This is a genomic window from Klebsiella sp. (assembly GCF_027492335.1).
Taxonomy (GTDB): Bacteria; Pseudomonadota; Gammaproteobacteria; order Enterobacterales; family Enterobacteriaceae; genus Klebsiella; species Klebsiella huaxiensis.
The window spans coordinates 1-20,739 of sequence record NZ_JAPUEW010000006.1; the positions used below are offsets into that span (position 1 = coordinate 1).

17 protein-coding genes and 1 pseudogene are annotated in these 20,739 nt (G+C 39.3%); 2 read left to right on the forward strand and 16 right to left on the reverse strand.

All coding sequences use genetic code 11. The features are described 5' to 3' along the window. Positions 1-54: 54 nt before the first annotated feature. Positions 55-558 (reverse strand): annotated as a pseudogene (locus QVF11_RS01395) (mannose-1-phosphate guanylyltransferase); the annotation flags it as partial. Between the two features lie 1,152 nt (positions 559-1,710). On the opposite strand from QVF11_RS01395, the gene QVF11_RS01400 reads away from it, so the two are divergent. Both QVF11_RS01400 and QVF11_RS01405 read left to right on the forward strand, forming a co-directional pair. After that, a complete protein-coding gene (locus QVF11_RS01400; protein ID WP_142512902.1) occupies positions 1,711-2,715 on the forward strand; it encodes an NAD-dependent epimerase in 1,005 nt (334 codons plus the stop codon). 479 nt (positions 2,716-3,194) lie between these two features. Continuing rightward, positions 3,195-3,317 (forward strand): small membrane protein, encoded by a 123-nt coding sequence (locus tag QVF11_RS01405; protein ID WP_142512903.1) that lies wholly within the window; start codon positions 3,195-3,197, stop codon positions 3,315-3,317. Between the two features lie 732 nt (positions 3,318-4,049). Here the strand turns inward: QVF11_RS01405 and ugd are convergent. The 15 genes from ugd to wbaP form a co-directional block, all read right to left on the reverse strand. Continuing rightward, positions 4,050-5,216, reverse strand: coding sequence for a UDP-glucose 6-dehydrogenase (ugd, locus tag QVF11_RS01410; RefSeq protein ID WP_287854973.1), 1,167 nt, complete (start codon positions 5,214-5,216; stop codon positions 4,050-4,052). A gap of 192 nt (positions 5,217-5,408) precedes the next feature. Next, positions 5,409-5,963, reverse strand: a complete 555-nt coding sequence (gene rfbC, locus QVF11_RS01415) for a dTDP-4-dehydrorhamnose 3,5-epimerase (protein ID WP_287854975.1) — start codon at positions 5,961-5,963, stop codon at positions 5,409-5,411. Between the two features lie 15 nt (positions 5,964-5,978). After that, on the reverse strand, positions 5,979-6,869 hold the full coding sequence (rfbD, locus tag QVF11_RS01420) for a dTDP-4-dehydrorhamnose reductase (RefSeq protein ID WP_287854976.1): 891 nt from the start codon (positions 6,867-6,869) through the stop codon (positions 5,979-5,981). A 31-nt stretch (positions 6,870-6,900) separates the two neighbouring features. Then, positions 6,901-7,770 carry a glucose-1-phosphate thymidylyltransferase RfbA gene (rfbA, locus tag QVF11_RS01425; protein ID WP_201357101.1) on the reverse strand — a complete coding sequence of 290 codons (870 nt, stop codon included), beginning with the start codon at positions 7,768-7,770 and terminating at the stop codon, positions 6,901-6,903. A 13-nt stretch (positions 7,771-7,783) separates the two neighbouring features. Further along, positions 7,784-8,848, reverse strand: coding sequence for a dTDP-glucose 4,6-dehydratase (gene rfbB, locus QVF11_RS01430; RefSeq protein ID WP_287854978.1), 1,065 nt, complete (start codon positions 8,846-8,848; stop codon positions 7,784-7,786). A gap of 195 nt (positions 8,849-9,043) precedes the next feature. After that, the gene (gene gndA / locus QVF11_RS01435; RefSeq protein WP_287854979.1) at positions 9,044-10,450 is read right to left on the reverse strand and encodes an NADP-dependent phosphogluconate dehydrogenase; all 1,407 of its coding nucleotides are present in this window, start codon (positions 10,448-10,450) and stop codon (positions 9,044-9,046) included. A 142-nt stretch (positions 10,451-10,592) separates the two neighbouring features. Further along, positions 10,593-11,579: a glycosyl hydrolase gene (locus tag QVF11_RS01440; protein ID WP_287854981.1), complete on the reverse strand. Its 987-nt coding sequence runs from the start codon at positions 11,577-11,579 to the stop codon at positions 10,593-10,595. A 32-nt stretch (positions 11,580-11,611) separates the two neighbouring features. Beyond that, the gene (locus tag QVF11_RS01445) at positions 11,612-12,778 is read right to left on the reverse strand and encodes a polysaccharide pyruvyl transferase family protein (RefSeq protein WP_287854982.1); all 1,167 of its coding nucleotides are present in this window, start codon (positions 12,776-12,778) and stop codon (positions 11,612-11,614) included. Beyond that, positions 12,779-14,104, reverse strand: a complete 1,326-nt coding sequence (locus QVF11_RS01450; RefSeq protein ID WP_287854984.1) for a flippase — start codon at positions 14,102-14,104, stop codon at positions 12,779-12,781. A gap of 166 nt (positions 14,105-14,270) precedes the next feature. After that, positions 14,271-15,128: a hypothetical protein gene (locus tag QVF11_RS01455; RefSeq protein ID WP_287854985.1), complete on the reverse strand. Its 858-nt coding sequence runs from the start codon at positions 15,126-15,128 to the stop codon at positions 14,271-14,273. 35 nt (positions 15,129-15,163) lie between these two features. Further along, positions 15,164-16,084 carry a glycosyltransferase family 2 protein gene (locus QVF11_RS01460; protein WP_287854987.1) on the reverse strand — a complete coding sequence of 307 codons (921 nt, stop codon included), beginning with the start codon at positions 16,082-16,084 and terminating at the stop codon, positions 15,164-15,166. Positions 16,085-16,102: 18 nt separating this feature from the next. Then, complete coding sequence (locus QVF11_RS01465) at positions 16,103-17,233, reverse strand: EpsG family protein (protein ID WP_287854989.1); 1,131 nt, start codon at positions 17,231-17,233, stop codon at positions 16,103-16,105. Between the two features lie 63 nt (positions 17,234-17,296). Next, positions 17,297-18,172, reverse strand: coding sequence for a glycosyltransferase family 2 protein (locus tag QVF11_RS01470; RefSeq protein ID WP_287854990.1), 876 nt, complete (start codon positions 18,170-18,172; stop codon positions 17,297-17,299). A gap of 12 nt (positions 18,173-18,184) precedes the next feature. Continuing rightward, complete coding sequence (locus tag QVF11_RS01475; RefSeq protein ID WP_287854992.1) at positions 18,185-19,264, reverse strand: glycosyltransferase family 4 protein; 1,080 nt, start codon at positions 19,262-19,264, stop codon at positions 18,185-18,187. Further along, positions 19,265-20,692, reverse strand: a complete 1,428-nt coding sequence (gene wbaP / locus QVF11_RS01480) for an undecaprenyl-phosphate galactose phosphotransferase WbaP (protein ID WP_287854994.1) — start codon at positions 20,690-20,692, stop codon at positions 19,265-19,267. Positions 20,693-20,739 lie beyond the last annotated feature (47 nt).

Genomic DNA, 20,739 nt, shown 5'->3' on the forward strand with positions numbered 1-20,739 from the left:
ATAGCGCGGACATCTGAATTGAGCCACAGGCGGACATTACTATTGAGCCATTACAGGCGTGTGTTCCCCCTCACTCAGCGCATCGCCACGCTGGATATAACCGTAGCCGGTTTCCGGGGTGTTCGGCACAATGCCGAAGGTCACCAGGTGGTCGTCCTGCGCGTACTGTTCCGCCACGCGGATGGCGTCGTGGAAGACCTGCTGATTATTAATGATATGGTCAGCCGCCAGCACCAGCATCAGCGGGTCATCGCCATTCTGCGTGGCCTGCAATGCCGCGAGCGCGATGGCCGGGGCGGTATTGCGGCCCACCGGCTCAAGGATGATATTTTTCGACAGCTTATTGAGCTGTCTCAGCTGTTCGGCTACCAGAAAACGGTGCTCTTCGTTGCAGATGACCATGGGCTCATGGATATCCAGCCCGGAGAGGCGCGAGATGGTTTCCTGCAACATGGAGTTCTGCCCGTACAGTCGCAGGAACTGTTTTGGGTAGAGCTCACGGGACATCGGCCACAGGCGGCTACCGGTGCCACCAGCCATAATCACAGGAAGTAACATGATAAAATCCTTAAATAAATAATCGTTTTGTTTACTATCAATTAACCGGAGACTTCTGACTTCAGACTATATTTTGAGCACGCTACCGCCCTTGGCTATCGCAACCAAATCGCGTCAGGCTTTATCGCTATGCCCACAATTTCACGGTATAAGCCGCAGAAGCTGCGCCAACACCAGCTAAGCTAATCCTCAAGCCACGTAAGAAGAACGCTAACTAACTTGTCGCTAGCAAGCTCTGCCTGAGTGCTCAGTAAAACTAAAAACAGAGATATGCCAGCTGCCATATCTCTGTTTTCAAACTACAACCGCAAATTCAACCCGCCAAAAAACGATAGATACTCTCCCCGTTTATAGGCCGGACATCTATCAGGACTTTCTCATTTAGTAATAACAAGGTCCTGCCGCTACCAGCAGTTAAAGTGAATCGAGGCGACGTGATGTCAGTGTGGGAAGTACCCTGAGAAAAAATCTGAATGGTGGAATAAACCGCGGAGTTGCAACATAAGGCCAGGCCCCACTTTTGGCCAACAACATCTGACCAAAGCAGATCGACTATCTTTTTGGGTAAAACGCTCACGATATGTTCCAGAAGATGGGATAGATAGATCATACGCCAACAACACATACACCAAGCAGATGAATTATCTGCGTAGTATAGCGCTGGTTAGTCAGAATAAAAATGGAAAAGCTTAATAATTAATTCACAAAAAGAATGAATGATCAAAGGCAATCAATTGAACCACACAAAAAAAATTACACAACATGATTAAAAACAGGTGGTTACATAATGTAAAAAATTAAACAAATGGAATTCACGAATGATTCCTGCGGAAACACTCGGAGAATACATAATTTCTAACAATATAAAACCGCATCAGCTTAACGCTATTGATAGCGCATTCAATGTACAAACAAATCATTTCAAAGCATAAAAACCACAATGTTATTATTTGAATGCTAACCTCACTGAATGATGATAATAATTATTATTTACCAATAACCACATGACTTTGAACCTTCAGAGGCCCTTCTAACTGGCCACATCTATAGCAACAACGTAGCCTGCACTGGGAAAGCGGGTGATCCACGCGGCAAGCCAGTGTAAAATCGATGATTATATTGAGCGGGGCACAGCAAACCCGGAGGATAAATATGAAGTTTTTAGTGACTGGAGCCGCAGGATTTATCGGTTTTCATGCGTGCAGGCGCCTTCTGGAGGCGGGTCATGAGGTTGTCGGTATCGACAATATGAACGACTACTACGACGTCAATCTTAAACAGTCTCGCCTGGACTTACTGCAATCTCCCCTGTTCAGTTTTCACAAAATTGATCTGGCCGATCGTGAAGGTATGGCTCAACTTTTCGCTAGTGAGAAGTTTAATCGAGTGATCCACCTCGCCGCCCAGGCTGGCGTGCGTTATTCCCTGGAAAACCCGTTCGCTTACGCTGATTCCAACCTGATTGGTTATCTGAACATACTGGAAGGTTGCCGACATAACAAAGTCGAACATCTGTTATATGCCTCATCCAGCTCGGTCTATGGTTTAAACCGCAAGATGCCATTCTCAACCGACGATTCGGTTGATCACCCGGTTTCACTGTATGCGGCCACCAAGAAAGCAAACGAACTGATGGCGCATACCTACTCCCACCTTTACGGGATCCCAACTACCGGACTGCGATTCTTTACCGTTTATGGCCCATGGGGTCGGCCGGACATGGCGCTGTTCAAGTTCACGAAGGCTATGCTGGAAGGGAAGAGTATTGATGTATACAACTATGGGAAAATGAAGCGCGACTTCACTTATATTGACGATATCGTCGAGGCGATAGTACGCATGCAGGATATCATTCCGCAAGCCAACCCTGAGTGGACGGTTGAGACGGGTTCGCCAGCAGACAGCTCAGCCCCATATCGCGTTTATAACATCGGTAATAGTTCACCCGTTGAGCTAATGGATTACATCACTGCGCTGGAAGAGGCTTTAGGGATGAAGGCTGAGAAGAATATGATGCCGATTCAACCCGGAGATGTACTGGAAACCAGTGCCGACACCAAACCGCTGTATGATATGGTTGGATTCAGACCGCAGACAACGGTCAGGCAGGGAGTGAAGAATTTCGTTGATTGGTATAAGGCATATTACAAAGCGTAATATCCGGAGATAGCAAACGATAAGCCGCAGTGTCTACATTGCGGCTTTTTTACGCCGGGGGGAAACGTCATTCAAAGGCCTTGTTTAGTTAGTCTCACTGATCGGACTCGACTTATGTGCAATGTTCATAAAACCGACTAAATCTTGCCAAAGTCAACCAAGAATAAACTAATTGGAAATATTTTTTATCGTAACCTCATATTCCCCCTCTCTTCTGCCACCTCCCATGCAGCCTATAATCTCACAATATCTGTAAAAGACAGGTTTTTAATCCATAAAAAATAATGACTACGGGTTCAGGATTCAGTAAAAAATCATAGAAAAAGTGTTATATTCTTTCCTGATAAATACCACACATAGCATATAGGAATTTTCTTAAACTTAGGTTATGTTAATCAAGCTAAAGCAAACTTTAGCAGATGTATCATAAGTGCTCAGGCAAATGGACTTATAACATTACTCCCAATCTGGTATGTATCATGGAAAATATTTTTTTCTTGGTCGTTGCTGCCATCCTACTGATTGTTTCAGTTTTCTTTCTGATTTCTTATCTCAAAGATCAGAAAAAAACCAAACTAACATTTAACAAGCGCAAGTGGTGAAACGAAAAATTAATATAATTATAATGCTGGCATAGGAAATAATAATATAAGAATAAAACACTGCCAGCGGTGGGGAGCTGTACGGTCTTTATCAGCTGGCATTGGGAAATTGGTAGTGGTGATAACCTTAAGTTATTCAGCTATCGGAAATCGATATTATGTATTAAGACATCAATAATACATCTCTATACCCTAAATAATTCGAGTTGCAGGCAGGCGGCAAGAGAGTGAATCCCGATGAGCTTACTCTGGTAAGTGACTCGGGTGAACGAGCGCAGCCAACGCACATGCAACTTGAAGTATGACGGGTATATGACTACAGGTGCATTATAAGCCACTAATATTGCAGCTTCCCACAATGCCCCCTGCCCATCCACCGAGCAAACATTGACCAGGAGTGCATCGCACGATTGGGAGTTGCAGCTTCCAGAATCCTGGATTCAGAAATAACAAAAGCCTGCAAGCAGGCTCTGTTTTACCTTCCGGCGCTTATCTCCAGCATCTACATCTCAGTGACGGTAGCTCTTCACAAGGTAGATTTAACATATCCGACCTCAATGATTACGGCAAGATGATCGATTAAAGAATACAAGCGGGGTCACGTTTTTTGGGTGTTTAGTCAGGGAAGAAAAATGGGATGATTTGCCAGGCGAATAACTGAACAGCTCAGGAGGGAGAAAGCACTGGTGAAAATTTCTGACCGGCAGCGAAAACCACCGGTCAGAGGAGAGATTAGTCGCTGCCAAACAAATCGCGGGTATAAACCTTCTCGGCTACATCCGATAATTCTTCAGCCATGCGGTTGGAAACAATAACATCAGCTTCTTGTTTGAAAGCATCAAAGTCACGCACGACGCGAGAGTTAAAGAACTCATCTTCCTGCATCACTGGCTCATAAATGATGACCGGGATGCCTTTGGCCTTGATACGCTTCATGATGCCCTGAATCGATGAAGCACGGAAGTTATCAGAGCCACTCTTCATAATCAGGCGGTAGATGCCAACAACTTTAGGCTTACGCGCAAGGATAGAATCAGCAATAAAATCTTTACGTGTGCGGTTAGCATCAACGATTGCGCCAATGATGTTATTCGGCACGGATTCGTAGTTTGCCAGCAGCTGCTTGGTATCCTTAGGCAGACAGTAGCCGCCGTAGCCAAACGAAGGATTGTTGTAGTGATTGCCGATACGCGGATCGAGGCAAACACCTTCAATAATCTGCTTGCTGTTCAGGCCCTGGCTCTCAGCATAGCTATCCAGCTCATTAAAGTAAGCCACGCGCAATGCAAGATAGGTGTTCGCAAATAACTTAATTGCTTCTGCTTCAGTAGAGTCGGTAAACAGCGTCGGGATATCCTGCTTAATCGCCCCTTCTTTCAGCAGGTTAGCAAAACGTTCTGCGCGTTCTGAACGCTCACCAATAACGATGCGGGATGGATGCAGGTTGTCGTATAACGCACGACCTTCACGCAGGAACTCTGGAGAGAAAATAACATTATCAATCCCCAGACGCTCTTTAATATCACGCGTAAAACCGACGGGAATTGTTGATTTAATAATCATTACCGCATTAGGATTAATTTCCGTGACATCACGAATAACGGCTTCAACGGTTGAGGTATTAAAGTAATTTGTTTTTGGGTCGTAATCAGTCGGCGTGGCGATAATGACATAATCAGCATTATGATAGGCATCATGCTTGTCAGTTGTTGCACGAAAATTCAACGGTTTTTCCGCCAGATATTCCTGGATCTCCTTATCGACGATCGGGGAGACCTTTTGGTTAATCATATCAACTTTAGATTGAATGATATCCAGTGCAACCACCTCGTGGTTCTGCGCAATCAGGATGCCATTCGATAGACCAACATAACCGGTACCGGAAATTGTAATTTTCATTCGATCACACTTTAATCAGTTAACTGGACGGCGGCGGGTGGCCGCTAATTAATCAAAACTGTTGATATTTCTACTCTTAGAAGGGTTGTAAGTCAAGCAAGGTCGAGATGGAGTAAATACTATTAAACGACATCTAAAATACTGGATAGGCCTAAAATAAACCTATCCAGTAAGGTAAGTAATATTCAATAACTATTTATATACTTCTGCAGTCTCTAAGGTATGAGCCTGCAAATCTTTATCCGATAAAGAAAGAGAACAATCTGAAATCTCAGGCCACTGAATGTTAATTTGTGGATCATTCCAGATAATACTGCGCTCTGACTGCGGTGCGTAGTAATTAGTCGCTTTATACACAAACTGTACCGTCTCACTCAGCGCCATAAAGCCATGGGCAAATCCTTCCGGGATCCACAGCTGACGCTTGTTTTCCGCGCTCAGTACCGCCCCGACCCATTGGCCAAAAGTCGGTGAAGAACGGCGAATATCAACTGCTACGTCAAAAACTTCACCTTCAATGCAGCGCACAAGTTTCCCTTGAGCATGTGGATCAAGCTGGTAATGCAACCCGCGCAGGACTCCTTTTTGTGACTGAGAGTGGTTATCTTGCACAAACTCGACTTTCCGCCCGACAGCTTCATCAAATACTTTGCTGCTGAAGCTTTCAAAGAAAAAACCACGTGCATCACCAAAAACACGCGGTTCAAAAATAAGCACTTCAGGGATATCTGTCTTAATAATATTCATATCTTGTCTGCCCGTTTACTTACCCAGAACTTCAGTTACCACACGCCCCACACCCTGACGCCAGTCCGGTAACGTCACACCAAATACGCGCTGAAATTTCTCGTTTGACAGGCGCGAGTTCAGCGGACGTTTTGCGGGTGTCGGATAGGCCGTGGTCGGGATACCGCTCACTTCTTTAATCGCCAGCTCCGTACCCTGCGCGCGCGCCACCTCAAAGACAAATTTCGCGTAGTCATACCAGCTGGTTTCCCCACTGGCGACCAGGTGATAAGTCCCTGCAACATCGCGATTGCGCTGCTCTTCGCGTATAGCTATTGCCGTGCAGTCCGCCAGCAGCTCTGCACCAGTTGGTGCGCCATACTGATCGTTAATAATCGACAGTGATTCTTTCTCACCTGCCAGACGCAACATCGTTTTGGCAAAATTTGCCCCTCGGGTGGCATATACCCAGCTGGTACGGAAAATCAGATGCCGCGGATTACCCTGCTCCAGCGCAATCTCTCCGGCACGTTTGGTTTCACCATATACGTTCAGCGGACCTGTTGCCTCATCTTCTTGACGATAGTGAGTGCCCTGACCATCAAACACATAGTCCGTTGAGTAGTGCACCATTAGTGCACCCAGCTTCGCTGACTCTGCTGCCAGCACCGCCACACCTCTGTCATTCAGCAGGTCGGACAGCTCCCGTTCGCTTTCAGCTTTGTCCACAGCCGTATGCGCAGCTGCATTCACAACAACATCCGGTTTTACCGTACGCACGGTCTGAGCAATCCCTTCCAGATTAGTCAGATCACCGCACAGATCTTTATCAAAAAAATCCACGGCAACCACCTCGCCCAGCGTGGATAACGAACGCTGCAGTTCCCAGCCAACCTGACCATTTTTACCAATCAGCAAAATTTTCATAGGTTAATACCCTGTTTATGACCGGCAGCCATTAGTGTTCGTTAAGCAGACGTTTGAGGTACGCACCGTATTCGGTTTTCTTCAGACGCTCAGCCTGTTTAGCTACACCTTCGGCACTTAGCCATTGATTGCGGTAAGCAATTTCTTCCAGACAGGCGACTTTCATTCCCTGACGTTTTTCGATGGTATGGATAAACTGCGAGGCTTCAATCAGGCTGTCGTGTGTACCGGTATCAAGCCATGCGAAGCCACGGCCCAGCAGCTCTACCTGCAGATCGCCTCGGTCCAGATACATCTGGTTCAGGGTGGTGATTTCAAGCTCACCACGCTCGGATGGTTTAACTTCTTTGGCCATCTCCACCACATCCGTATCGTAAAAATAGAGGCCAGTCACCGCCCAGTCTGATTTCGGCTTCAGCGGTTTCTCTTCAATCGACAGCGCCTTAAAGTTCTCGTCAAACTCTACTACGCCAAAACGTTCTGGATCGAGAACCTGATAACCGAATACGGTAGCACCCGATGTTTTGCTGGCGGCCGCATCCAGTTTTCGGCCAAAGCTCTGGCCGAAATAAATGTTATCGCCCAAGACTAACGCACAAGAATCATTACCGATAAACTTCTCACCGATGATAAAGGCCTGCGCCAGGCCATCTGGCGATGGCTGAATGGCGTAACTGAAGTTAACACCAAACTGTGAGCCATCACCTAGCAACCGCTGGAATGCTGGCATATCTTCCGGCGTGGTGATGATCAGGATATCGCGGATCCCTGCCAGCATCAGCACTGAGACCGGATAGTAAATCATAGGCTTATCATAAATTGGCAGCAGTTGCTTAGATACGCCTTGGGTGATCGGATATAAACGCGTGCCGGAGCCGCCGGCCAGTACAATACCTTTCATGCTTCTTTCCTTTTTAGTTGTTCAGGCCAAGACGTTCACCGGCATAGGAGCCATCCAGCACGCGCTGCCACCATGTCGTGTTGTTCAGATACCAGTGGACCGTTTTTTCAATTCCGCTTTCAAAGGTCTCTTCCGGCACCCAGCCCAGATCGCGCTGAATTTTCGCCGCATCAATGGCATAACGAAGGTCATGACCCGGACGGTCTTTCACAAACGTAATCAGATCGGCAAACTGGCTGATATTGCCCGGCTTCTGCTCAACCACTTTATCGAGAATGGCGCAGATGGTGCGCACGACATCAATGTTTTTACGCTCATTGTGTCCACCGATGTTATATGTTTCACCGCTCTGCCCCTCGGTTGCAACTTTGTAAAGTGCCCTGGCGTGATCTTCCACATATAGCCAGTCACGAATTTGTTCACCGTTGCCGTAGACCGGCAGCGGTTTCCCGGCGAGCGCATTGAGGATGGTCAGTGGAATAAGTTTTTCTGGGAAGTGATACGGGCCGTAGTTATTAGAGCAGTTGGTCACCACCACCGGGAGGCCGTAGGTGCGGTTCCAGGCACGAACCAGATGGTCACTACCGGCTTTGGAGGCAGAGTACGGGCTACTTGGCGCGTACGGAGTCTCTTCGGTGAACAGATCATCGGTACCGTGCAGATCACCATAAACTTCATCAGTAGAAATATGGTGGAAGCGGAAAGCCTGTTTCTGCACATCATCAAGAGTAGACCAGTGGTGACGGGCTGCTTCCAGAAGGGTGAAGGTACCAATCAGGTTGGTCTGGATAAAGGCTGCAGGGCCATCAATAGAGCGGTCAACATGACTCTCAGCAGCCAAATGCATCACGATATCCGGACGGAATTCGCTGAACTGCGCCGTTACCGCTGCGGCATCTGTGATATCTGTCTGGGAAAAGGAATAGCGTTCATGACCGGATACTGGAGCCAGGGACTCAAGGTTACCTGCATAAGTAAGACAATCAATAACACGAACAATATCGGAGGTGTTTTCAATAATATGACGAACAACTGCAGAACCAATAAATCCAGCGCCACCAGTGACAAGGATCTTCATATTTAATTTACCTTTAATTACCAAGAATAAATAGATATTACAAGCGTTCACTTTAAATATAAAAACCATTTAAAGCATATTTAGATAGAATGCTTACAAATTAGAGCTATAAAAAAAGACAATGGAAAAATATTTATTTATCAATAAATTCAAATGCCCGAGATAATTATCTCGGGCTAATTATTGTAGAATTATTTATTCCATCCACTCGGTATGGAATATACCGTCTTTATCGGTACGCTTATAAGTATGGGCACCGAAGTAGTCACGCTGAGCCTGAATCAAGTTGGCAGGCAGAACTGCGGAACGATAGCTATCGTAGTAAGCAATGGCCGCAGAGAAGGTTGGAACCGGAATACCATTCTGCACCGCATAGGCAACGACATCGCGCAACGCTTGCTGATAGTCATCAGCAATTTGCTTGAAGTAAGGGGCCAGCAACAAGTTAGCGATAGTAGCATTCTGCTCATAGGCATCAGTGATCTTCTGCAGGAACTGAGCGCGAATGATGCAGCCAGCACGGAAGATTTTAGCGATCTCACCGTAGTTCAGATCCCATTTGTATTCATCAGACGCCGCACGCAGTTGAGAGAAGCCCTGAGCGTAAGAGACAAGCTTGCCCAGATACAGAGCGCAACGTACTTTCTCAATAAACTCGACTTTATCATCAGCAGTCTTTGCTTGCGGTCCAGTCAGAACTTTTGACGCTGCAACACGCTGCTCTTTCAGAGAGGAGATATAGCGAGCGAATACAGACTCAGTAATCAGCGATAAAGGCTCACCCAGGTCCAGAGAACTCTGGCTGGTCCATTTACCGGTGCCTTTGTTAGCGGCTTCGTCCAAAATCACATCAACCAGGTATTTACCCTCTTCATCCTTTTTGGTGAAGATGTCCTTGGTGATGTCTATCAGATAGCTACTCAGCTCACCTTCATTCCACTCGGTGAAGGTTTGTGCCAATTCTTCGTTAGAAAGTGCCAGTCCACCTTTCAGTAAAGCGTAAGCTTCAGCAATCAGCTGCATGTCACCGTATTCAATGCCGTTGTGGACCATTTTTACATAATGACCAGCACCATCCGCACCAATATAGGTTACACACGGCTCACCATCTTCTGCGACGGCAGCAATCTGCTTAAGAATTGGAGCAACCAGTTCATAAGCTTCTTTCTGCCCACCAGGCATAATAGAAGGACCTTTCAGAGCGCCCTCTTCCCCGCCTGATACGCCAGTACCAATAAAGTTGAAGCCATCAGCAGAAAGTTCACGATTACGACGAATGGTATCTTGGAAGAAGGTATTGCCACCATCAATGATGATATCCCCTTTGTCCAAGTACGGCTTCAGAGAGTCGATGGCACTATCAGTGCCAGCGCCCGCTTTTACCATTAACAGGATACGGCGTGGAGTTTCGAGCGATTCAACAAACTCTTGCACTGTATAGTGTGGGACCAGTTTCTTGCCTGGATTCTCGGCAATCACTTCTTCAGTCTTTTCACGGGAGCGGTTGAAAACGGAGACGGTATAACCACGGCTCTCAATGTTGAGCGCGAGGTTGCGACCCATCACTGCCATACCGACAACCCCGATCTGTTGCTTAGACATTACATACTCCTGTCAGGTGTGGTCACTGCGACTTGTTCGCAGCTTAAATGTGATGATTATGTTATCGTAAAGGGACAAAGACATATAGGAAAAAATGAGGACTATTGAAGAGCGCAATCAACAACGAATCTAAAATTATGGTCTACCGTATTGTTTCAATAAACCCCATCATACTTGATTTTTGTTTAAGATTTTTGTCTAGCAAACCAAAATTATGTTCTCTATTAGATTTATCATATCCATCATTGATAAAACTATACCACCACATCCCTTTTATATATGAACGACTTCTAGCTAACGAATAATATTCAGGAATATAACGCGCAATCTCATTATCGGTTAATTTACTTCCCGAAAAATCAGAATACCCCATTTCAGTAATATAAAGATCAATATTATCTTTTCCTGTTAATTTTTTCATGGACTCATAAAAATCATCTAATCGAGAAAAGTCTTTAGAAGGCTCATCTTGCGAATAAGGATGAATAGACAACCCATCAGCATAATTCAAAACACCCAATTTTACTAAAGACTCAGCCCATGCGAGTTGTTCTTTCTTAAAAGGATTAAAGCTGCCCACAAGTATTATAGCCTGAGGGTTCTTTTCTTTAATCTTAATTGACGCAGCACGAACTAAATTAAAGTAATCAATTGCAGATGAATTAGTTAAGGCTGGGTAATTATCACCATGTCGCGCATGCCACCATTCGTTCCATATCTCATATAGATGAACATTTTTATTATAATGTTCAACAACCCAAGCAGAGTAGTTTGCATATGCATTGACATCTCTTGTATTTACGGGTCGTCCTCCGCCATAATTATTGTTACCATAATCTAAAATCAACAGAGGGTTAATATTAATTTTTGCAGAATTTTTCACTAAATTATCCAATCGCTTATCAGTTAGTTCATAAACTCCTTTTTTTTGCTCCACACGACTCCAAAAATAGTCAACACGGAATGAAGAAATCTTATATTTCTGCATTAGCTCAAACAACTGCCCAGAACTTAAATCAGTGCGATTAGGAAGAAGACCAACGCCATAATAAAAATCTTTATTCTCACCAAAGGAGGAAAAGGAGATCAACGAAAACAGTAACGGAAGCCAAAGATAAATTCGTGTCATATCACAATCTCAGATAAAGAAGATGGAACCAATCACTCTAATATATTAACTATCTCATTTAAACTTGAAATAATTAACTCTTGAGTATACTCGACACTTCGAATTAAATGGGTATTATCGTATCCGTCAATGAAGTCTAAAGATTTATATACACCATCTATTTCTAAAGGTTCATTAAAGGGTGATATACTCCAAGTTTTAAGAAAAGATGTTAGTTTCTTAATATCAGAGTTAATACAGTAGTGAGGGATGCCAAATGACATAGCGGTAATAACACCATGCAAACTGGTACCGTAAAACGCTTTAGATTTAGAAATTACATACATAATCTCCCATACATTTAGTTCATCTAGAAGCGTTATTTCTTCTTTCGAATATTTTCTAACTTCCTCAAGAAAAATAGAATCATCATGTCCACTTGCATAACCTATAGGTAACAAAATTACATCTAGTGCTTTTTGTTGCTTAATAGTATCCAAGACAGACGCCATCTCTTTTGCAGTAAATTTCACCTTATAAGGGCAAGCCTGAATAGTGATAAATTGATTTTCTTTACAGAGAGAAATAATATTTTCTCTCACATTTTTAGAAAAGAAAACATCATCAACTAATTTAGAAGCGATCAAAACTGAATCTGGAATTAGATTCAGATTACAAAATTCTTTCGCTCCATCATAGGAGCGCTGATCCCTTACAGAAATATAATCAGCATTTTTAACATATTCCCATTGAGACCTCTGAGGAATACCCCCTACTGTATTATAAATTACTTTAACATTACCTTTGAATGATGATTTATGAGGAATGTATGGATAATCCCAAACCGCAGGGTAAAAAAACTTCGCATATATATTAACTAAACTAGGTGATATTTTTTTTACAAGATTAATCATTCTTGCATAAAAAACATTTTTTTGGACATGAGTAAATAAAGTTCCAATATCAGCACCCATTACTTCCCCACCGACGATTATGATATTATAATTAATATCATTTTGAAGCAGAGATTTAATTGGAACAGTAACCTTGCACTTATAGCCACTTAAATCTGAAGAATTAATAGAAGCGTAAATAAATTCATAATTTGTTAAACCATCTACATAGCCACTCAAAAAAAAACGCTCGAGCAAAATTGGCATTAAATTATCGCCATAATTATAGCGGTCAAACGCACCATATAAAACAACATACTTTTTCATTTATTTAAATCCACCTTTAAACACAAGAAACAATCTGACAAATGTACCGGGCAACCAAAGAGCTTTCGTTTTTTGGATAAATGAAATTCTTGTATGATGTGTAAGACAGTCAAAAAGATAGCCAGCACAAGCATAGGCAATTAATGTTGCGTATACTGAGCCTATAATCCCATATATCGGAATTAAATAGTAATTAAGAACAACGCCCATTATTAACCCAAGAATATTTCTATTCAATGCATACTTTTGTAAGCCTTCATTTATATACCAACGACCGCTTGCTGAGCTTAAAAAATAAAAGATACTTATCCATGAATATACTTTAATAACTGAAGATGCAGCTGCATAATCTTTTGTATAAAACAGGCCGATAATAAAATCAGAAAATAAAGTAACAGACAATGCAATCAATACACTAATAACAACTAATATATCGTAAAGAAACTGCAATCTCTCATGGTATTTTTCGAGACTTTCCTGTCTTAACTTAATAATCTTAGGAAATAAAGAACTTACGATTGCTATAGGGAAAAAATACCAAACCTCAACCATTTTTACCGCAACTGAATATACACCTACAGCAGAGGCACCCAACATATTACCAATCATAACTTGATCTATTCGCATATAAAGCATAAATGCGACGCCTGATATAATCAAAGGCCAGCTAATCGATAATAATCGCTTTGCTTCTGATAAATTATAGTTCCAATTTTTATTTATCCCTTTTTTTGAGTAAAAAAAGAATAACGCTAATGTAAGGATAAAAGCCTCAAAAGATACTGAGGCACATATATATATATATGAACCACCATAGCATATTACTAATATTTTAAATACCGAGCTAGAGAAGAAAGCGATACTTTGAGCTAAGACAGTGTATTTAGCCTGGACTTGCGACTCAAACCAATACTTAAAAATATCAGACGTTCTCAAAAGCACAGATGGTATCATTACCAAAGCAGCTAAAAAAAGATCCCAATTATCAGGTTTAAGAATATAAATTGTTAATAGCACAAGAATACTAGAAAATATACTCCCTACCATCTGTAGTAAGCAAGAAGTACCCATAATAGTCGAAGTCGAGTGCTCATCTTTTATTAGTTCTCGGACTACAACACCATTCATCCCTAACGAAGCTACAGATACAAAGATAGTAATTATCGCTAAAGCATAGTTATAAAGTCCGAAATGTTCAGGACCTAAATATCGAGCTAACCACACTGATACCAAAAAACCCAAGCCCATTCGAAATATGCTGTCGCCCGATAACCAAATTATATTTTTGAACGACCTGTTTCGTAACGCATCCATATGTTTACTCATTGAGACGACTTCTCTGAATTCAGTAGGTTAATATTAACATGTTGTTCCCAATTAGGAATAACTATGGAGCATATGGTTAATTACATCTCAACCGAATAATAGGTAATACATTTAAAGCCTACACATTTATTAATAAATAATTATCAACAAGCACAATGAAAATATTTTATCTGCATCTCGGATGATGACCTCTTAGGTAAGTGGACACAATTAAATAAATATTACTGAATCTAAATTTTAACAACTCAATTAAAGAAAGATTAATCAACTTTATAAAAGATTTAACAGCAACTTTTGAATAATGTCTTTCAGTTAATACAATATCTATTAAGCGTTCTCTATGACGCGACGGAGAAAATTTAGAATCCGTTCTTGATAAAGAATGATTAATTTTAGAACAAATTGAGATTTTAATGTCTTCCTTATATTTTTTTTTCAGAATAGATATTCTGCGAAACAGGCTATAATCAACACCGTACAAAGCAAAATTTTCGTCGAAGAGACTCATGTTTATTTTTTTAAATTTCTTTATTAGATTTGAATATATGATTAATCCAGAACCAATTGAAAACAATTCATTATACTTCGTTAAAAAACCTGTAGAAACATCGCCTTGGAAAATGACACCATCTACAACTGGATAATACGCGATACCGCCATCAAGTATAAGAGGTAATTGCAAATCCACCCCATCTACATATGCAGAATTTATGGTTCCAAAAAAGTCATCATCTAATTCAGAATCGTCATCAAAAAAAATAAAACGATCGAATAACTCATTGTCATTTAACACTTGGTTATAAATAAGACTAAGAGGTTTATTCTCAATAAAATTAAAAAGTGAGATTTTTATTTTTTTTGAAGATAGCAACTCTAAAAATGAATCATTACAATCAATTAAATCGGGCCCATTATTAACTAACATCAATTCATATTCATCATAATTTATATCTAATAATTTATTCAAAGTTAAAGACTCAACCGGCCTTTTTCCATATAAAATCACAGTAATTAATGTATTCATTATTCACCTTATAATAGGTTAACTATACTCCATTTTTATTGAAATAGTTTTTTTAATATGGAATCAAACCGTGAAAATTTCAAGAAAAAGCGTATTACTGCATAGAAAGAAGGTTTAGCGTTACAAAGAGACCAAATTAGAACTCGAATTTCGTCTAAAACCGAACCGTTGCTCTTTGCATAGTTATAAGATTGAGTAAGTACAAAATCTCCTAGTAATCTTAGATCTTTGAAACTACGACTGGCCCAAGAAATAGAATCCATACTGGATATTTTTTTTGACACACTAAAAGGTGTAGACATATATTTCACAGTATGTTTTGGTGATTGAATGTATGAAAAATTTATATCGCTATACGTTAGTCGTAAAAGCCAGTCTATATCCTGATGGTACTTTAACTTCGTATCAAATGGGACTAAAATCGCAAGTTCTCTCGAAAAAAGCATTAATGAAGATTGAATGAACCCACAATCAAGTTTAATTCCATTAACACGAAATAAATAATTGGGTATTGATTCACCATGGTTTATAAGACGTGGTGGAACAATTAGGTCCCTTTTCCCAACTTCAATTATAGTTGCGCATGATGAGAGTAAAATGTTTTCTGTCCCAGCAGTTATTAACGATACTAAGTCCTCTAAATGATTTACCTCCCAAATATCATCATCGTCAAGTAACGCAATAAATTGACTACTAGCACTTTCTATTCCACGTTGCCTGGCAACGTTCCCGCCTGAAAATGGTCCAACGTTCAATAAAGCAATAACTTTATTAAAAAATAATTTATTATAATGAGACTCTAAAGCTTGATGAAACTTATCAAATTCATTTCCATCATAACAGACTATTATTTTTGTTACCTTATGTGTTTGCGATAATACTGAGTCTATTGATAAATAAATACTTTCACGTCCAATTGTTGGGATAACAACAGTAATACTATAAACGTCACTCATTCTTTCATCCTAGCGATTTTATCTACACCTAATAATTGCATTATTAGTTTTATCATAAGCATGCAATGCTGCACAGCGTCTATTTATCGTGCTACTAATATCACTTTTACTTGAAAACAAATAAACTGGATCATTCATTGAATGCACATAAGTATTACTCCAGAAAGGAGTTAACGATATAAAGTAAAGAATTACTAACAATAGAATCTTATAAAAAGATATTCGTCTAGGCGATGATGATGTAAAATACTTATCGATTCCAGATATAAATATTGGTAACATAAAGTATTGAAAACGCCCAAAGAAAACAGTTATCTTCGTTAACGACATAAATATTAATGCTTTAATAGATGAGTCAATTCCAACTCCACATGTGTTCTTTTTCTTTCTGCGAATTATAAATGTCAGAGTTAATATAGCCAAATATAGTATAAGTACTTTGGACTCATATAAGTTACTCCATGAAACAAAACCTTCCGTATATGAGTTTTTGTAATCGACTAACTTCCCGTATAAAATACCAATACTTGAGACTAAATCTGGCTTTAACCATAAAAAATAAGAAACAATTAAAAAAGCAACACAATAGATTGAAAATTTGATTATGCTGGGCATTCCATCTTTTTTATTTAAAGGAAAAAATAAAAAGCATATAACAGCAGACATATGAAAGAGCATTGCAATTAAAATAACCAAACATGACTTTAGATTTTTTTTCTCTTCAAATAAATAATAAAAACGAAGAATTATAGCAAACGCCAGCCCCTGACGTATCTGTTCTGTAAGCAGAGTATTTCCCATGATCGCGAACAGAATAAAAAGAGATAAAGATTTATTCTCCTTGTCTTTACAGAACTGATAAACCGAATAAAATATAAACAGCTCCATACACCCGTTAAGAATTGAAAATGGTAATCCTACACTATCAAATATTTTCATGACCCAGAAAAGCCCAGGCTCAAACGGTAAGTTTACAATACCATAATCATTAATATTTATGTATACATCATAATAGTTAATCCAATCATAACTTCTTCCAAATGATAATATAAAACATGCAGCAATAAGTATTAATGATAATTTATATAAGCGTTCATTTTCTTTAATTGCACATAATAATAAAATTAAATTAACAATAAATAAAGTCATCACTTTACCAATTGAGTATATTAAACTTATCGTTTAAAATTAGAGACAGAATTAGAAGATGCATCATTGTGATACTCTACGAAATTTAGAAAAACCGCAAGCCCAGCCTTTTATTGTCGCTTTAAGGCTTTGCTTTTTATCAGTACTAGTTAAAACCCCTAACATACTTCTTATAATATTAAAAACAAATACTCTTAACTTATACCCTAATGGTACATATGGTAATCTAATCATATAAAGACCATTTCGGTATATATAGAACTTTCTAAAATCAGAATGCATAGAGATCATACGGCCAAAAAGTTTAATTCGTCGTTCGCCAATACAGTGTGACATCTTTATGTAAGGATTAATAAAACAAGAATATCCTTTCCCGTTGGCTCGTATACACCATTCTACATCCACAAAATCAATGAAAAAATCATCCAGCATTAATCCAACATCTTTTAGGACTGAAGTTCTTATAAGCGAACCTGAGGCTATGACAAAAGTTGCCTTAACAGGGCTATCCTTAATATCGATATGTTTAATAAATGGACCTTTGTATACAGTTGCTGGATATTCATATTTTGTTTCTTCATCAATAAATGTCGGACCCACAGCAGACAATTTAATATTTTGACTCAATAGTTCAGCTTCACACTTTAATTGCTTTTCAACAAAGTTAGAATCTATAGCACTATCTTGATCAAAGATCAAAACATGGCTACATACATCAATCACTTTTTTTATACCAATATTTTGTGCCTTAGCTAGTCCAATATTCATATCTTCTTTTATAACAGAAACTTTATTATCAAAGTACACTATCTCATTGTGATTTTCTGAGTTATTGTCTACAATGATTACTTTTTCTACTTGCTGACACAATGCTGTAACTAAATTTTCAAGCACATTAACATCTGGATTATATGTAACAATAATTGCAGCTATTTCCATTTTTTAACACCATTACTTATATAAATTTAAATATTCGTTAACCATCTTCTCTTCATGAAATTTTTCATGAGCAAAATCCATGCATTCACTTCGCATACTATTCCAAAAAGATGAGTCATGTGCGCTTATGAAATCTATGACAGTAGATATATTATTGAAATCAATTAATATCCCCGTTTTTTTATCGAGCACTACTTCAGGCAGCGAGCTTGTGTTATTTGCAAGAACTGGCAGGCCGTTCATTTGAGCTTCCACAGCAACCAACCCAAACGACTCCCATCTACTCGGCATAATTAAGAAGTCATTACTTGAAAAAAAATCGCATAATTCATCTTTCTTTTTCCAGCCATGATACAATACGTTTTTGGAATCTACCTTGCAGATGTTATCATGAACTGCATCTCCAACAATATTAAAAAAAAACTTATCTTTATCTAACCTCTGTATAATTTGGGTCAAATAATCATATCCTTTTTGTCGGTCAAACCGCCCAACAAAAAGAATATTGATAACACTATTGCTTGAAGTTAAGCCATGTTTTGCTATCTTATTAAAGCTTACACCATTATAAACAATCTTTAATCTATCTTTATTAATACCATTTTGTATAGCTTGTTCATACTCAAAAACACTATTTGTAGTAATAACATCATTCTGGTGAGACAATATTTTTTCGATGAAAGAATATATTCTCTTTTTAGATGCACTAACATTCATAATAAATGAGAAGCAATGAGGCGTAAAAACCACAAAGTATTTCTTCCTGTCTAGTATTTTAAATAGAAAAAGCGAACGAATTATTACACCTGCAAATGAACTATGGATATGTATTGTACTGTACTTATTTTTTCTAAGCTCTTTAAAAACAGTAACTGCAAGATTAAAAAAAGATTTTACATTTCTTCCTGTTCTTTCAAAAGTAATCTTTTTCTCACATTCAATCATTCCGCTTTGTTGTTCTGGACAAATGACACTGCAATAAGCTAATTTATTCTTAGTCAATCCATTAATGATAGTGCCAACCCCACCCATTGTGGTTTCAGCAATATGCAAAATTCGCTTATGTGCGTAATTCGTTTGTACATAATTCATCTAATAAGCACCGTCTTTTTTTAATACAACGTTTATTGTTTTAAAAAGAATAGCTATATCATTCCACATTGACCAATTTTTAACGTACCATGCATCAAGATAAACTCTTGTTTCATAATCTACATCACTTCTTCCACTAACCTGCCACAAACCAGTCATTCCTGGTTTGCTCAACAAATAATAGTCAACTTCATCATTATATCTTTCAAGTTCTGCAGTAATAATTGGTCTTGGACCAACCAAACTCATTTCACCCTTGAGTACATTGAAAAGTTGAGGTAATTCATCAAGGCTTGTTCTTCGTAAAAAATGTCCGATAGCAGTGATGCGCGGATCATTTTTTAATTTAAATGTTGCATCCCATTCTTTTCTGGCCGCATCGTCTTTGTCTAGTAGTTCAGCAAGAACTTCTTTAGAATTAATAACCATCGACCGAAATTTCAAGCACTTAAACGATGCTCCTCCTTTCCCGATTCTTTCATGCCCATAAATGGCAGGGCCACCATCTTTTTTTACTTTTTTGCTAATATAAATTAAAACAGGTGAAAGAATAATGATAATAGACAGTGAGCCTATAATGTCAAAAAAACGTTTAATTATCCTTGAGGACCATTTTGCTAAATTCTGCTGAACCCTGAAGATCATAACCTCATGGCTGAAAATAAATGACATATCAGTACTATCTAAAGGCATTCCTCGAAGTGTCGGAATTACCGAAACATAACGATATCCTTTAATCATAAAATTTCTTAACCAAGTATTTCGTATATCACTTTGACTGGATTCAACTGCAACAATAAACTGAGTTTTCTTATCTACCGATGATAACCATTCTAACTCATTTGATAATACAGGCACACCATCTATATATTGCCCTTGACTTACTCCCCCAGGACTTTCAATAAAACCAACAATTAATAATCCAAGATTTCTCTCGCTACTTATCGCTTTATATGCTTCATAAGCATTAGAGCCGCTCCCTATAACCCACGTTTCACGTTGCCAGTAACCAAAAAAATCTAGAATTCTCTTGGTTAACATTCTAAATGAAGGTACAAAAAATAGTATAAAACACCATGTTATGATATAGAGGAAACGAGAAAACGTCCAAGTTGTAAATGCCATGACTGCGATCTCAATAATCGCGAATATAACCAATGTACGCAGTATTTCTTTTAATTCGAACCAGAAAGTTTTACGGTAAAAATAGTGTCTTAATCTAACTGAGTACCATCCAACACAACTAAATGCAAGTACCCAATGTAAAGCCAACCATTCCTCTATTTGATTTGCAGGAACAATATCATTGTAATTTGTAGAGGTTATTGTTAATAACCCCATAGCTAAATATGCCGAAATTATAAAACTAAATAAATCAGATAGGGCAAGAGCTGAACTTACTAAAAAATTCCTGCCGAGAAGCGTCATAATATCCTCTCATTATTTCAGATACTAATTGTTATTGATAATTAATT

What these genes read in the sequence shown, in the direction of transcription:
- QVF11_RS01400 (WP_142512902.1), top strand. Translation starts at nt 1,711, where the DNA reads ATGAAGTTTTTAGTGACTGGAGCCGCAGGATTTATCGGTTTTCATGCG.
- QVF11_RS01405 (WP_142512903.1), top strand. Translation starts at nt 3,195, where the DNA reads ATGGAAAATATTTTTTTCTTGGTCGTTGCTGCCATCCTACTGATTGTT.
- ugd (WP_287854973.1), bottom strand. Translation starts at nt 5,216, where the DNA reads ATGAAAATTACAATTTCCGGTACCGGTTATGTTGGTCTATCGAATGGC.
- rfbC (WP_287854975.1), bottom strand. Translation starts at nt 5,963, where the DNA reads ATGAATATTATTAAGACAGATATCCCTGAAGTGCTTATTTTTGAACCG.
- rfbD (WP_287854976.1), bottom strand. Translation starts at nt 6,869, where the DNA reads ATGAAAATTTTGCTGATTGGTAAAAATGGTCAGGTTGGCTGGGAACTG.
- rfbA (WP_201357101.1), bottom strand. Translation starts at nt 7,770, where the DNA reads ATGAAAGGTATTGTACTGGCCGGCGGCTCCGGCACGCGTTTATATCCG.
- rfbB (WP_287854978.1), bottom strand. Translation starts at nt 8,848, where the DNA reads ATGAAGATCCTTGTCACTGGTGGCGCTGGATTTATTGGTTCTGCAGTT.
- gndA (WP_287854979.1), bottom strand. Translation starts at nt 10,450, where the DNA reads ATGTCTAAGCAACAGATCGGGGTTGTCGGTATGGCAGTGATGGGTCGC.
- QVF11_RS01440 (WP_287854981.1), bottom strand. Translation starts at nt 11,579, where the DNA reads ATGACACGAATTTATCTTTGGCTTCCGTTACTGTTTTCGTTGATCTCC.
- QVF11_RS01445 (WP_287854982.1), bottom strand. Translation starts at nt 12,778, where the DNA reads ATGAAAAAGTATGTTGTTTTATATGGTGCGTTTGACCGCTATAATTAT.
- QVF11_RS01450 (WP_287854984.1), bottom strand. Translation starts at nt 14,104, where the DNA reads ATGAGTAAACATATGGATGCGTTACGAAACAGGTCGTTCAAAAATATA.
- QVF11_RS01455 (WP_287854985.1), bottom strand. Translation starts at nt 15,128, where the DNA reads ATGAATACATTAATTACTGTGATTTTATATGGAAAAAGGCCGGTTGAG.
- QVF11_RS01460 (WP_287854987.1), bottom strand. Translation starts at nt 16,084, where the DNA reads ATGAGTGACGTTTATAGTATTACTGTTGTTATCCCAACAATTGGACGT.
- QVF11_RS01465 (WP_287854989.1), bottom strand. Translation starts at nt 17,233, where the DNA reads ATGACTTTATTTATTGTTAATTTAATTTTATTATTATGTGCAATTAAA.
- QVF11_RS01470 (WP_287854990.1), bottom strand. Translation starts at nt 18,172, where the DNA reads ATGGAAATAGCTGCAATTATTGTTACATATAATCCAGATGTTAATGTG.
- QVF11_RS01475 (WP_287854992.1), bottom strand. Translation starts at nt 19,264, where the DNA reads ATGAATTATGTACAAACGAATTACGCACATAAGCGAATTTTGCATATT.
- wbaP (WP_287854994.1), bottom strand. Translation starts at nt 20,692, where the DNA reads ATGACGCTTCTCGGCAGGAATTTTTTAGTAAGTTCAGCTCTTGCCCTA.